Origin of the sequence: Chryseobacterium antibioticum (assembly GCF_012927325.1) — a bacterium.
In the GTDB taxonomy this organism is placed as follows: Bacteria; Bacteroidota; Bacteroidia; order Flavobacteriales; family Weeksellaceae; genus Chryseobacterium; species Chryseobacterium antibioticum.
Genome location: NZ_JABBGI010000019.1, coordinates 11,565 through 25,663 on the forward strand (window position 1 = coordinate 11,565; position 14,099 = coordinate 25,663).

The following is a 14,099-nucleotide window of genomic DNA, read 5'->3' on the forward strand; positions in this document are numbered from 1 at the left end:
AAAGCGACAAAATGCCGCTTTCTATTTTAATATTTCACTTTTCTTAATTCAAATAAAACTCATACTTATTAAGAAGCTGAATTTCCTTAATGAGATCTCCATTCAGATCTACAGAATGTTTCATAGACTGAACTTCAATTTGTGAATCATCTTCAATATTTTTAATAAAGAATTTAAGTTTTTGATTCCCTTTATTCCGGTCAAGAACGGTCCTGAAAAATTCCAGATCTTCAGCACGTACATCCATGACATCCATTACCAGAGAGATACTTTTTGCAAATCTTTCAAAAGCTTCCTGAAGCTCAATAACATCATTTACATTCACAAAGACTCTCCCATCCTTCACCTGTGCAAACTTTATTTTGAAAATCACAAATCTCTGAACCTCCAGTTTTTCTTTCAGTCGCATATAATCTCTGTCTCCAAGCCTGAAAGAATAAGACCCGGAATAATCTTCCAGCGTAACAAAGGCTACCTTCTCACCGCTTCTGAAACCATCCTGAACCCTATACTCAGTGATCAGTCCGGCTACGGTATATTCTTTTCCGCCTCCGCCATTCTCTCTTTCTTTCTGAAGTGTTTTCCAGTCTTTCTTTTTTTCTTCAAACAGCTCTTCCTGCTTATTGGCAAAAGCCTGCTCTTTGTAAGCATCTACCTCATCAAGATTTAAAAACATGAAATTTCCTTTTGGTTCAGCCTTTTTCATAACCTCTTCTATGATCTCTTCCTCACCTATGGACATTTCATCAGAGACAATTTCGATAAGATCTACCGTTTCATCCTGTGAATCCTTTTCTAAAATAGGAACTTCATCCGTCACCAGCTTTTCTTCTTCATCTTTTTCCAGTACATTCTTTTTAGACAACTGCCCTTGCATAAACTGAAAATGGTATTTGAATTCATCCAGCGGATGTGCAGAAAGATAGAACCCGATGATTTCCTTTTCTTTATTAAGCTTATGCATATTTGGCCATTCCGGGCAAGGTGGTAATTTAGGCTGCTCAATCTGTACTTCATCGGCAAAATCAGCAAAGAGAGAGTGTTCCATTTCGTTTTTGCTTTCCTGAAAACTCTGTCCGTATCTGATCAATCTTTCAAGATTCGTTTTTCCGGCCATATCAATATCAAAATACTGACCTCTGTGGTAAGAGCCTAATTCATCGAAAGCTCCTGCCAGCACTAAACTTTCTGCCACTCTTTTATTCATCTGAGAAGGCAAAATCCTTTCAAAGAAATCATAAACATTTTTGAACCTTCCGTTGGTCCGTTCTTTTGTAATAGCTTCACTCGGCCCTTCCCCAATTCCTTTAATGGCTCCTAAACCGAAACGGATCTGACCTTTTTCGTTTACTGAGAATTTATATTGAGATTCATTAACATCCGGCCCTAAAACATCTACTCCAATACTTTTACAATCTTCCATGAACAGGGTGATAGAATCTGTATTGTTAATATTGTTACTCATCACACTCGCCATATATTCTGCCGGAAAATTAGCTTTCAGATAGGCTGTATGATACGCAATCAATGCATAGCATGTAGAGTGAGATTTGTTGAAGGCATATTCTGCAAAGGCCTTCCAGTCATTCCATATTTTTTCTAACCGCTCTTCGTTAAGATTGTTTTTCCGTCCGCCTTCTATAAATTTAGGGTACATTTTATTAAGAACATCAATCTGCTTTTTACCCATCGCTTTTCTCAGCGTATCGGCTTCACCTTTGGTAAAGTTGGCCAATTTCTGGGACAAAAGCATTACCTGCTCCTGATAAACGGTAATCCCGTAAGTTTCTTTTAAATATTCTTCAGTTTCCGGTAAGTCATAAACAATTTCTTCAATTCCGTGCTTTCTGTTGATAAAGTTCGGAATATATTTGATTGGTCCCGGACGGTACAATGCGTTCATAGCAATAAGATCGGCAAAAACGGTAGGTTTAAGCTCTCTCATGTATTTCTGCATTCCCGGGCTTTCATATTGGAAAATCCCGATCGTCCTTCCTTCTTTAAATAACTGATAAGTTTTTGCATCATCAAGCGGAATATCATCCGGATCAAGATCTATATTATGTCTTTGTTTGACCAGTTTCATAGCATCTTTAATGATCGTCAAAGTACGCAGCCCTAGGAAGTCCATTTTCAGAAGCCCTGCACTTTCTGCCACCGAGTTGTCAAACTGTGAAACAAGAATGTCCGCATCTTTCGCCGCAATCGTTACCGGAACAAGATTACTTACATCCTCAGGGGTAATGATTACCCCACAGGCATGAATTCCTGTATTCCTGATACATCCTTCCATTTTCTTGGCACTCGCCAATACATCGAAACGCGGATCATCAGGATTACTGAGTACCATTCTCATTTCATCCACAAGCATCTGCTCTTCAGGCTTTAGCTTATCATATTTTGCCAGTGCTTTGGCAATATTCATTCCGGGACTGGCCGGGATCAGTTTCGCGATATTATTGGTATCAGGAATGGGAAGATCCAATACCCTTCCTGCATCTTTAATCGCAGATTTCCCTCCCAAAACGGAATAGGTAATAATCTGCGCTACCTGACTTTGTCCGTATTTTTCGATAACCCATTTAATCACCCTGTCACGCCCTTCATCATCAAAGTCAATATCAATATCGGGCATCGAAACCCTTTCAGGATTCAGGAATCTCTCAAAAAGGAGATCATACTTAATCGGGTCAACGTTGGTAATTCCAATACAGTACGCTACTGCGGAACCTGCCGCGGAACCCCTTCCTGGTCCTACCCAAACGCCCATATTACGGGCTTCGTTACAGAAATCCTGTACAATAAGGAAATATCCCGGATAACCGGTATTGGCAATTACGTCAAGCTCAAAGTCTAAACGTTCTTTAATTTCATCAGTAATTCCGGTATCTGCATATCTTTTTCTGGCGCCTTCGTAAGTTAAATGTGTTAAATAGGCCATTTCACCACGTTTTCCACCATCAATCTCATCTTCGGCATGAATAAATTCCTCCGGAATGTCAAATTTTGGAAGTAAAACGTCTCTCTTTAAGGTGTAAGGTTTAAATTTTCCTGTAAATTCTTCGTATGCATCAAAAGCATCAGGATAATTTAAGAAAGCTTCTTTTATTTCATGAGAATTCTTAATAAAATACTCTCCTGAAGCAAGACCTCTTCTTTTACCAAAACCTTTACCAACCGGCGTTGTCAGCTTTTCTCCATCTTTGATACAACTTACAATATCCTGAATATTAGAATCGTCTTTATTGGTATAATAAGTCTCGTTTTGAGCTAAAATTTTAACATCATATTTATCTGCAAAATGCAGTAAAACATCATTTAAATGCTCTTCTTCCGGAAGATTATGGTTTTGAATCTGAACATAAAAATCGTCTTTAAAAGTTTCTTTCCACCATTTGAAAAGCTCTTCCCCTTTTTGTTCCCCTGTATTTAAAATCGCATCGGGAATATCTCCGTTGATTCCGGAAGTCAGGGCAATTAATCCTTCTTTATATTGAGAAATCAACTCCCGGCTGATCCTCGGAACTCCAAAATAGAATCCTTTTAAGAATCCTATACTTGAAAGTTTTGCTAAATTTTTATATCCGTCAAAATCCTTAGCCAAAAGAACAACCTGTGTTCTTCTGTCCGGATCATCTTTGGTAAACTGCTTCTGCTCGTAACGGTCTGAAATATAAAATTCACAGCCAACAACAGGGATTAAAGGCTCGGAAATAGGTTCTTCTTCCGTAAACTCCGTTCCACTTTCTTCTGCTTCCTGTTTTTTGGCAAGGAATTCTTTATGCTTCTTTGAACGGTCAGAATTGGCAGATTCCACTGCTGACACGAATTTAAAAGCCCCCATCATATTCCCGATATCCACCATTCCTACTGCAGGAAAGTTTTCATCGGAAGCTTTTTTGATCAGGTCATTAATGCTGGAAGTAGCCATTAAAGTAGAGAAAACACTGTGGCTGTTAAAATTGAAATATTTTCCGATATCAACTTCATCAATATTCCCGGTGTCAGCCTGTTTTTTCTTATTATTGAAGTCTGCAACCTGTCTTCTGATGACAATATGAAACGGCTTTATCGGATCGGGATAAAGTGTTTTAAAGTACGCCAGCTGATCCTCAGAAGTTTTCAGAACTTCAGCAGGAATGATCCCGATTCTCATCATTTCAAAGAATACCCTAGCAGTTGCATTTACGTCGGCAGCAGCATTGTGGGCTTCGTCAAATTTGTGACCATACAGTTTTTCGTACAACTCTTCCAGTTTGGGAGATTTATATCTTCCTCCTCTTCCACCGCCAAGCTTACAATAGTCTGTTCCTAAAACCATAGTATCGGCTTTAGGTTTATCCTGAAGATTGTCTTTTAAATTTTTTCTGTAAAGCTCTGCTCCTACAATATTGTAATCGAATTCTACGTTGTGTCCGGAAACTACTCTTACCCTGTCCAGCACTTTAGAAAATTCTTCTAAAATCTCCTGGAGATCCTGTCCTTCTTCATTGGCTATTTTGGTGGTAATTCCGTGAATTCTTGCTGCATTAAAGGGAATATCATATCCTTCAGGTTTTATTATATAATCCTGATTTTCAATTAATTTACCATCATCATCGTGCACCTGCCATGCAATCTGAACCATTCTTGGCCAGTTGTCTGAGTCTGAAAGGGGTGCATTGAAATTTTTAGGTAAACCAGTTGTTTCTGTGTCAAAAATTAAATACATATAAGTTTCTAACTTTTTTAAAAAAGAGAATGTAAAGTTACTTCATTTTTTCAAAAATTCAGCAGTAAAATACAAAGAAAGGCTAATAACTTTTTACAATTTCTATCTTATAAATAAAAAATAAAATTTCATTTAAAAACAATGCTAGATACCGGCTAATATTGCCCATTTTTATTTGTAATTATCATTCTATTGTGCCATGACACCGTCTCTGATCAATTTTGAAGTACAAATTCACGTTTTAACAGGGCTATTAGCCACAATATTGCTTTTTTAAACGTATAAAAGACATCAAAATACATAATACATATAAAATTATAAACATATTTATAAAAATAAATTTATAATTTAAATCAATCAACTAAAATACAGAACATTATATCTATATGTTCAATATCTTTGGCGTCTCAAAACACAATACAATTTAATGAAAAAAATTTTTATTCTAGTGGGTACCTTAGGTATTACACTAGGTAACGCACAAAAAAATGAAAACCTTAAAAGAGAGTTTGAGAAACAGACTGTTGAAAATAATAAAAAGCTCGATCTCTATTTTCTCAAACACTATGGCAATAACAAAAACCAGGAAACATCAAAAGAAATTCAGGAAAAAAGAAGCACCCTCGCCGGTTTCCTGCCTGATGATAAACCTTACTTTCTGGAGGCTACAGATAAAGACCAGATTTTAAATTCAAATGCTGATTTTTTACAGGAGGGCAATATTTCAGGATTAACAGGTTCTTTTAATGGCGAAAATATCAAGTTTACGATTTTTGATGGCAGCTCTGCAACAAGCGAAGCAAGAGTCTATGCCGACCATATGTTTTTTAATAATTTCCCCAACAGAATAAGCAACAAGGAAAGCAGCAGCTTCATCTATGGTGATCATGCAACTGCTGTTGCCGGATTTATCGGCGCCAAAAATTATCCCTCCACGATCACATCCAATAATGGAACAACCAGACAGGTCAATTTTAAAGGAATTGCTCCTAATTCAACGATAGATGCTTATTCCTTTGGAACAACCCCACTCCCTGGAAATTCTGCAGCCAGCAGTGTATTTCAAAAATTAGTGATCGCACAGCCCAATATATCAAACCATTCTTATGGCATCAATAGTGGATGGACCTACCGGCCGATTGCCGGAGTAGGAGCCTGGGTTTGGCAGGGAAGCTTTACAAGTCCTAACATTTATTATGACGCCCAGGGAGTTTATCTCACCAACGACCAAAATTATGATCGAATCGTCTATGACAATCCTTCATTCATTATTGTAAAATCTGCCGGTAACTTTTTTGGAGACGGGCCGCAAGCCAGTGCTGAAAAAAAATATTATGAAAATTCCAACGGATATTTTGTGGAATTCTCATCTACAGATACTATACCTCCAAACAACTGCTCTCAAGGGTATGACTGCATTGGTACAGGTTCTTTGGCGAAGAATATTATTGTAGTGGGAGCAGCAGACATTGTTACCACCAACGGAGGCAGATACATCTCATCACCTGACATCATACATTCCAGCTACAGCAGTGCAGGACCGAGGGATGATGGAGCTATCAAACCGGACATCATCGCAGTTGGAACAAACGTCAGTAGTGCCAACAGCGCCAATAATACAACGGGAAGCAGCATTATTGCTACAGGAAGCGGCACTTCTTTTTCAGCCCCGGTTGTTACTGGAATTATAGGACTTTGGACACAAATCAGCAAACAGCTATTTTCAGGAAACGTTTTAAATGCAGCCTCTGCTAAAACATTAATGATACATTCAGCATCAGAAGCAGGAAATACAGGTCCCGACCCTCAATTTGGCTGGGGTTTTATTAATGCGAAAAAAGGGGCAGAATTATTGGTGGGAAAATCAAATAATACGGTTCTTTTTAATGATGAAAAGCTCGATAATGGTACTATCAATCAGAAAAGCGTCATTGCTTCCGGCTCCGAACCACTAAAAGTAACCTTATCCTGGATAGATCCTGAATTCACTAATTTCGGCAGTCTGTGGACTGAAATTCATAATGATCGAAATTCCAAACTGATCAACGACATTGATGTAAGAATTATAGATACCGTCACCAATACAGTATACACTCCATGGAAACTTAATCCTCTCAGTCCCATGATACCCGCCACCAAAGGAGACAATACAGTAGACAATGTGGAACAGGTTATTATAAATGCCCCAGCAGGAGGCAGAAAATACCGGATTGAAATTTCTCATAAAGGAACAATAAAAAACAATTCAGGGGCTACGGCACCTCAAAACTATTCAATTATCATAACTGGCCAAAATGGAGTCCTTGGAACCGCTGAAGCTTCACCTTTAAGTAACCTTTCTGTGGCACCAACTGTCACAAAAGATATAGTTTATATATTGAAAGCACCTCAACAATCTGTATTTACTGTTTATGATATTTCAGGTAAAAAGATATACAGTGGTATGATTAGCAGTGATAAAGAACCCATAGATTTTTCAACCTTCAATAACGGAATTTACATCATTGAAATAAAAACCGGAAAAGAGGTCATTTCTAAAAAAGTCATTAAGGAATAACCCTTTAGCTCCTATAATTTTTACAAAATACTAACGCTTGTTAGTGTTTTGTTTTTTTGTGTATATTTGCTTCCTATGGAAAATACACTTCACGAAAAAGTTTCTCAGGATATTTTGCTTAAAGCGTACAATCATATGATGCTGGCTAAAGCTATGGCGGATATCTATGAAGAAAACAGAAATATATGTAAATATGTTCATAGTACTTCAAGAGGTCATGAAGCCATTCAGCTGGCCACTGCTTATCAGCTTAAAAAAGAAGACTGGATTTCTCCTTATTACAGAGACGAAAGTATTCTTTTGGGTATCGGTTTTGAACCTTATGAATTAATGCTTCAGCTGCTGGCCAAAGCAGAGGATCCTTTTTCAGGTGGAAGATCGTATTATTCTCACCCTTCAAGCCGTGATGAAAACAAACCTAAAATCATCCACCAGAGTTCTGCAACAGGAATGCAAACCATCCCAACGACTGGGGTTGCACAGGGGATAAAATATATTCAGGATTTCAATTTACAGACCTTCGAAAACAACCCTGTTGTGATATGCAGTCTTGGGGACAACTCTGTAACAGAAGGTGAAGTAAGTGAAGCTTTGCAGTTTGCAGCTCTTCATCAGCTTCCTATTATATTTCTGGTACAGGATAATGAATGGGGAATTTCTGTAACCAAAGAAGAAGCAAGAACCTGTGATGCTTACGATTTTGTGGCAGGATTTACAGGCCTTAGCAGAATGCGTGTAGACGGAACTGATTTTGTGGAAAGTTTCGAGGCCATGAAAAAGGCTGTCGATTTTGTAAGAAACGAAAGAAAACCTATTGTGGTTTGTGCTAAAACGGTTCTTATCGGTCATCATACATCGGGGGTAAGAAGAGAATTCTATAGAGATGAGGAAGATTTAACAAAACATAGAGCTAAAGATCCGGGTGAGATCCTTAGAAAACAACTTCTGGAATCAGGGACGGATGAAGATCTTCTAAAACAGATTACTAAAAAAGCCCGTCTTGAAGCAGAAGAAGCTTTCGAAAGAGCACAAAATGCTGAAGACCCGAAACCTGAAACCGTTATGCAGCACGTTTTTGCTCCTACTCCGATCACGGAGGAAACGGGAACGCGCGAACCTGCAGGTGGTGAAAAAATCGTCATGGTAGACGCAGCTATTCATGCGGTTCAGGAAATAATGTGGAAACATCCTGAAGCCCTTCTTTACGGACAGGATGTGGGAGAAAGAATCGGAGGTGTTTTCAGAGAAACGGTTACTTTAGGAAAAAAATTCGGAAGTAAAAGGGTTTTCAATACCGCTATTCAGGAAGCGTATATCATTGGATCAACCGCTGGAATGAGTGCTGTAGGATTAAAGCCTATCGTAGAAGTTCAGTTTGCCGATTATATTTATCCAGGAATCAACCAGCTGATCACTGAAATCTCAAAATCCAGTTATTTAAGTCAGGGAAAATTTCCTGTAAGCAATATTATCCGTGTACCGATTGGTGCTTATGGAGGTGGCGGACCTTACCACAGTGGAAGTGTTGAAAGTATTTTAGCCAATATTAAAGGGATTAAAATCGCTTATCCAAGCAACGCAGCTGATTTCAAAGGTTTATTAAAAGCAGCCTATTACGATCCAAACCCTGTGATCATGCTTGAACACAAAGGTTTATACTGGAGTAAAGTTCCGGGAACTGAAGATGCTAAAACCATTGAGCCGGCAGAAGATTACATCCTTCCTTTTGGAAAAGGCAAGGTGATCATTGAAGCGGATCAAAATGAAACGGAAAAAGGAAGAACTTTACTGGTTGTTACCTATGGAATGGGAATTTACTGGGCAAAAGAGGCAGTTAAGAATTTTAACGGAAGAGTTGAAGTGATCGACCTGAGAACTTTAATTCCTCTTGATGAAGAACTTGTTTTTGAAAGGGTAAAAGCTCATGGAAAATGTATCGTTCTGACAGAAGAACAGCTGAACAACTCATTTGCCGAAGCATTTGCGCACCGTATCTCGAAAAACTGCTTCAAGTATCTGGATGCTCCTGTGGAAACAATGGGATCTCTGGATGTACCAGCTGTTCCGATCAATCTGGTTCTGGAAAAAGAAATGCTTCCAAACGCTGAAAAGCTTAGTAAAAAAATCGAAGAAATGCTGAAATATTAATCAGAAATATGAATTATATGAAACCTCTAATTTTTTAGAGGTTTTTTTTATTACATTTAATCAACATTAAAATACCGCTTTTGGTATTTCTTTTGTTTATATGCCATCAAATTTCACACAGCAATATGATCACCACAAAATACGTCAACTACAAACAGGTTTTAAACTTATCCGGCATTCATTTGATCTGGATTTCGATTTGGTGTACATTGATTACAGGTCTCTTTTATTTTTTTAACTGGCATTGGATGATCATTCCCTGGGTTCCGGTTGCATTGATTGGTACCGCAGAGGCTTTTTTAGTAGGTTTTAAAAACAATCAGGCCTATGACAGATTGTGGGAAGCACGAAAAATATGGGGTGGAATCGTGAACTCAAGCCGCTCGTTCGCTTCGATGATCTACGCTTTTGATACCGAAAATGAAGGAGTAGGATCATTTGAGGTCGAAGATTACAGAAAAAGAATTATTTACCGTCATATTGCATGGCTTTATGCTTTCCGTGAACAGCTTCTGGTTCCTGCAGAATGGGAACACATCAGTAATGAAGAGGATGATCAATTTAAAAATATTGATCTTAAACGTCACAGACTGATCAAAGCAGGTTTTCCTGACTATGGAAGAACACCTATCTTTTTACATAAATACCTTTCAGAGGAAGAATTTGAACTGCAATCGGATTATAAAAATTTCGCCACTTATCTGATCTCAAAGCAGGCCAAAGAGATCAATGAATTAAAAAATAAGAAGATCATTTCTGAGTTTAACCAGGTACAACTTCAAAACTGCTTAAACGAGTTTTATAATTATCAGGGGCAAGCCGAAAGAATTAAAAAATTCCCTTCACCAAGGCAGTTTGCCAGTACTGCATTCGTATTTAACATCCTTTTTATCCTCTTGCTTCCGCTAGGTTTGGTGAATGAATTTGCTAAACTCGGTGACTGGGGAATCTGGACTTCCATTCCTTTCTGTATTATTATCGGGTGGATTTATATTATTATGGAACTGGTAGGCGATTATTCTGAAAACCCTTTCGCTGGATTAATGTTTGATGTTCCGATGCTTTCTATTTGCAGAGCTATAGAAATTGATCTTTTACAGATGGGGGGAGAAACAGACATTCCGGAGTCCATTTCATCTAAAAATGGAGTTTTAGTATAAATTTAAAGCACAATAGCGGTTGTATTTTTCACCTCGGAGATCATAAAAGAGCTGTGGGTACTCGCTATATGCTGGAGTGCCGTTAATTTGCTCAGCATAAAATTACGGTAATCCTCCATGTCTTTTACGCCTATTTTAAGGATATAGTCGTAATCACCGCTTACATGGAAACATTCTGTAACTTCCTGTAAATTCATAACTTCTCTCTCAAACTGCAGTACAAATTCTTTTTTGTGCTGGGTCAGCTTGATGTGGCATAAAACAATAAAATCCCTGTTGATCTTGTGCCGGTCCAGCAACGCTACATATTTTGAAATCACGCCAAGGTTTTCCAGCTTTTTTATACGTTCATAAACAGCCGTTACAGATAAACCAAGCTTGTAAGACAGTTCTTTGGTAGTCTGTTTGCAGTCTTCCTGCAGGAACAGAAGCAGTTTTTTATCAGTTTCATCAAAATTCATAGATAAATTTTTGGATAAAGTTTAACAAATTCAAATATAATAAACATTTTTTCTATTCAAAACAAAAATATTAGATTTATATTCTACATATTCAAATATATGTTGTAATAATTATGAAAACGGAGCATATTTAGACTGACAAATAAAATCTAAAGCTTATGGAAAATTTTAATGCGGCTAATGAGATCCAGGATCTGCAATATTTTGGTGAATTCGGAGGAGTGAATCCATCGATTTCTGACAGCTCCACCTATACGTTTCTTTCTGCAAAAACAATGTTTGACACCTTTGAAGGGAATGCTGAAGGATGTTATTTATATTCCAGACATTCATCCCCAATGAATCTGTACCTTGCACAAGCATTGGCCAAAATGGAAAACACGGAGGCTGCCAACGTTACGGCATCAGGCATGGGAGCTATTACTTCTGTTTTGATGCAGGTATGTAAAAGCGGCGACCATATCATTTCCAGTAGAACCATCTACGGCGGAACTTATGCTTTTCTTAAAAATTTCCTTCCTCCTTTTCATATTGACACTACTTTTGTAGACATCAGCAATTTTGAGTCTATAGAAAATGCAATAACACCTAATACCAAAGTGATTTACTGTGAAAGTGTAAGTAATCCCCTTCTTGAAGTGGCAGACCTTAGAAAACTTTCCGAGATCTGTAAAAAGCACAATTTAAAACTGATTGTAGATAATACATTCTCCCCTCTTTCTGTTTCACCTACATTATTAGGTGCTGACATCGTCATTCATAGTTTAACCAAGTTCATTAACGGAAGTAGCGATACGGTAGGTGGTGTATACTGTGGAACTCAGGAATTCATTAATGATACCAAAAATGTCAATAACGGAGCATGTATGCTGTTGGGTCCAACGATGGACAGTTTCCGCTCTGCAAGTATTTTGAAAAACCTGAGAACATTGCACATCAGAATGAAACAGCACAGTCACAACGCGATGTACCTTGCTGAAAGATTTGAAAAAGATGGGCTTAAAGTTTCTTATCCGGGACTAAAATCCCATAAGGATCACGAACTGATGAAAAGCATGATGTATGAGGAATACGGATTTGGAGGACTACTTACGGTAGATGCAGGCACCACTGACAAAGCGAATGAGCTGATGGAAATGATGCAGCAGGAAAACTTAGGCTACCTAGCAGTAAGTTTAGGATTCTACAAAACTTTATTTTCATGCTCGGGAAGTTCTACTTCATCGGAGATTCCGGAAGAAGAGCGTGAAGCCATGGGCATATCAGACGGACTGATCAGATTCTCAATCGGACTGGACCATGATATCGCCAGAACTTATGAAAAAATGCGGGAATGCATGCTAAAAACAGGCGTTCTCAACCATGAAACTCTATACATATCCTAATTTTATTGTTATAAAAGCTGTCGGAATTTCTGACAGCTTTTATTTTTTTTAATCTATTTTTTATGGAAATGTTTCGGGAAAGCATCTTCGGGCTTCATTCTGAAAATATTCAGGAGCACCCATGATTTAAGAAAACCGTATCCGTAAGAAAACATCTGGATGTAGGTAGAGATGACCGCCATTCCGGCGATGCTTATATTCTTCGTCACAATCATGGCATGGAATAATACAAGGAAGGTATACAATCCGTAAAACGCCAGAATAATACCTCTTCCTAAAATAAAATATTCTATAAAGCCTAAAATATACCCTAGCATGAACAGTGTAGGAAATGCAAATGAGATCTTGACATAATTGGGATGCCTTTGATTGAGAATGGGTCTTGCGCATCCAAACTGATATACCTGCTTAGAAAACTTACCCAGATCTACTCTTCTCTTATGATACACTGCGATATCGTCGAAAAATGCAGTAGTAAAGCCTTTCTCCCAGAGTGTCATCGACAGATCCGGATCTTCCCCGATCCTCATTTCGGAAAAACCACCGACCTTTTCAAAAACGGCTTTGTTTACCCCCATATTAAAACTTCTGGGTTGAAATCTGGATACCGCTTTTTTACTTCCCCTGATTCCTCCCGTTGTAAAAACAGAGGTCATGGAATAGGAAATCGCTTTCTGCATCAGGTTAAAACCTTTGTGGGCCTTATCTGCTCCTCCGAACGCATCACATGGAATGGTCTCTATATCTTTTTTAATATTTTCGATATAATCTTTTTCTACAATCACATCGCTGTCTACAAAAAGCAGCCAGTCATTCTGGGCTCTCTTCGCACCGTAATTTCTGGTAAGACCGGGACCTGAATTGTCTTTTCTGAAGTATTTGATCTCTAATATCCCATCAAAATTCTGAATAGTCGGCTTAAGATCAATAAGAGAACCATCGTCTACGATAATAACTTCAAACGCTTTATCTGTCTGAAAAGTCAAAGAATTCAGCAGCTCAAAAAGTTCGTCTTTTCGGTTAAAAATAGCAACAACGATGGAAATAGTAGGTCTCAAATTGAAAATTTTTCAAAATTACTTATTCGCTGAGGAACCCGCAAACAGTTTAACAGCTTATTCAAAGAAATTAACTTTTTAAATAAGCATTGTAAAAGACTTTTATTACTCCCCTGATTTAACAAAAGAAGAAAACAATGGGCTTAATTCGATGAAACGTTCCTTCTTAACTACAAAAACAAACCTGATCTAAAGTAAACACACAATACCAGAGAAATAAAAAAAACGATGACAGAGCCACTGAAAAACAAAAGTTTAAAAAGACTTTTAAAATAATACAGCTCCATAACATTCAGAAGAAAAAACAATATAGATGAAATGGCAATTCCGATCAAAGAAATTACAATTAAGGTTTGCACGTAATTTTCTTCCGGAAGCGGATCTTTAAACACAATAAAGAGGAAAACTGCAGCAACTGCTATAAGACCGGAACTTACTTTTTCAGTAAAATATTTCGATTTTCTCTTTTTTGCAGATTTGTTATTATAATTCAGGCGTGCAGAAGAAGAACTGCCGGAAAAAAGATCCAACACGTTTACTACATTTCCTAAAGCTTCAAGAAGATCCCAGGCCATATTTTAAATTTAACAAAAATAAAAAAACCTTCCGTAAACAGGAA

At 37.8% G+C, this 14,099-nt stretch carries 8 protein-coding genes; 4 read left to right on the forward strand and 4 right to left on the reverse strand.

Going from position 1 to position 14,099, the window contains the following annotated elements; genetic code table 11:
- Nucleotides 1-43: 43 nt before the first annotated feature.
- Nucleotides 44-4,711: a DNA polymerase III subunit alpha gene (dnaE, locus tag HHL23_RS14990; protein WP_169235602.1), complete on the reverse strand. Its 4,668-nt coding sequence runs from the start codon at nt 4,709-4,711 to the stop codon at nt 44-46.
- 427 nt (nt 4,712-5,138) lie between these two features.
- On the opposite strand from dnaE, the gene HHL23_RS14995 reads away from it, so the two are divergent.
- From HHL23_RS14995 to HHL23_RS15005, 3 genes are all read left to right on the forward strand, one after another.
- Nucleotides 5,139-7,268: a S8 family peptidase gene (locus HHL23_RS14995; protein WP_169235603.1), complete on the forward strand. Its 2,130-nt coding sequence runs from the start codon at nt 5,139-5,141 to the stop codon at nt 7,266-7,268.
- Nucleotides 7,269-7,343: 75 nt separating this feature from the next.
- Complete coding sequence (locus tag HHL23_RS15000) at nt 7,344-9,416, forward strand: alpha-ketoacid dehydrogenase subunit alpha/beta (RefSeq protein WP_169235604.1); 2,073 nt, start codon at nt 7,344-7,346, stop codon at nt 9,414-9,416.
- A 125-nt stretch (nt 9,417-9,541) separates the two neighbouring features.
- Nucleotides 9,542-10,576, forward strand: coding sequence for a bestrophin family protein (locus HHL23_RS15005; RefSeq protein WP_169235605.1), 1,035 nt, complete (start codon nt 9,542-9,544; stop codon nt 10,574-10,576).
- Between the two features lie 2 nt (nt 10,577-10,578).
- Here HHL23_RS15005 and HHL23_RS15010 read toward each other — a convergent pair whose 3' ends face one another.
- Nucleotides 10,579-11,037, reverse strand: coding sequence for an Lrp/AsnC family transcriptional regulator (locus HHL23_RS15010; RefSeq protein ID WP_169235606.1), 459 nt, complete (start codon nt 11,035-11,037; stop codon nt 10,579-10,581).
- A gap of 158 nt (nt 11,038-11,195) precedes the next feature.
- On the opposite strand from HHL23_RS15010, the gene HHL23_RS15015 reads away from it, so the two are divergent.
- Nucleotides 11,196-12,422 (forward strand): aminotransferase class I/II-fold pyridoxal phosphate-dependent enzyme, encoded by a 1,227-nt coding sequence (locus tag HHL23_RS15015; RefSeq protein ID WP_169235607.1) that lies wholly within the window; start codon nt 11,196-11,198, stop codon nt 12,420-12,422.
- 53 nt (nt 12,423-12,475) lie between these two features.
- On the opposite strand, the gene HHL23_RS15020 is transcribed toward HHL23_RS15015, so the two are convergent.
- Nucleotides 12,476-13,480, reverse strand: a complete 1,005-nt coding sequence (locus HHL23_RS15020) for a glycosyltransferase (protein ID WP_169235608.1) — start codon at nt 13,478-13,480, stop codon at nt 12,476-12,478.
- A 170-nt stretch (nt 13,481-13,650) separates the two neighbouring features.
- Nucleotides 13,651-14,055 carry a branched-chain amino acid ABC transporter substrate-binding protein gene (locus HHL23_RS15025; RefSeq protein WP_169235609.1) on the reverse strand — a complete coding sequence of 135 codons (405 nt, stop codon included), beginning with the start codon at nt 14,053-14,055 and terminating at the stop codon, nt 13,651-13,653.
- Nucleotides 14,056-14,099: the final 44 nt, after the last annotated feature.

What these genes read in the sequence shown, in the direction of transcription:
- dnaE (WP_169235602.1), bottom strand. Translation starts at nt 4,711, where the DNA reads ATGTATTTAATTTTTGACACAGAAACAACTGGTTTACCTAAAAATTTC.
- HHL23_RS14995 (WP_169235603.1), top strand. Translation starts at nt 5,139, where the DNA reads ATGAAAAAAATTTTTATTCTAGTGGGTACCTTAGGTATTACACTAGGT.
- HHL23_RS15000 (WP_169235604.1), top strand. Translation starts at nt 7,344, where the DNA reads ATGGAAAATACACTTCACGAAAAAGTTTCTCAGGATATTTTGCTTAAA.
- HHL23_RS15005 (WP_169235605.1), top strand. Translation starts at nt 9,542, where the DNA reads ATGATCACCACAAAATACGTCAACTACAAACAGGTTTTAAACTTATCC.
- HHL23_RS15010 (WP_169235606.1), bottom strand. Translation starts at nt 11,037, where the DNA reads ATGAATTTTGATGAAACTGATAAAAAACTGCTTCTGTTCCTGCAGGAA.
- HHL23_RS15015 (WP_169235607.1), top strand. Translation starts at nt 11,196, where the DNA reads ATGGAAAATTTTAATGCGGCTAATGAGATCCAGGATCTGCAATATTTT.
- HHL23_RS15025 (WP_169235609.1), bottom strand. Translation starts at nt 14,055, where the DNA reads ATGGCCTGGGATCTTCTTGAAGCTTTAGGAAATGTAGTAAACGTGTTG.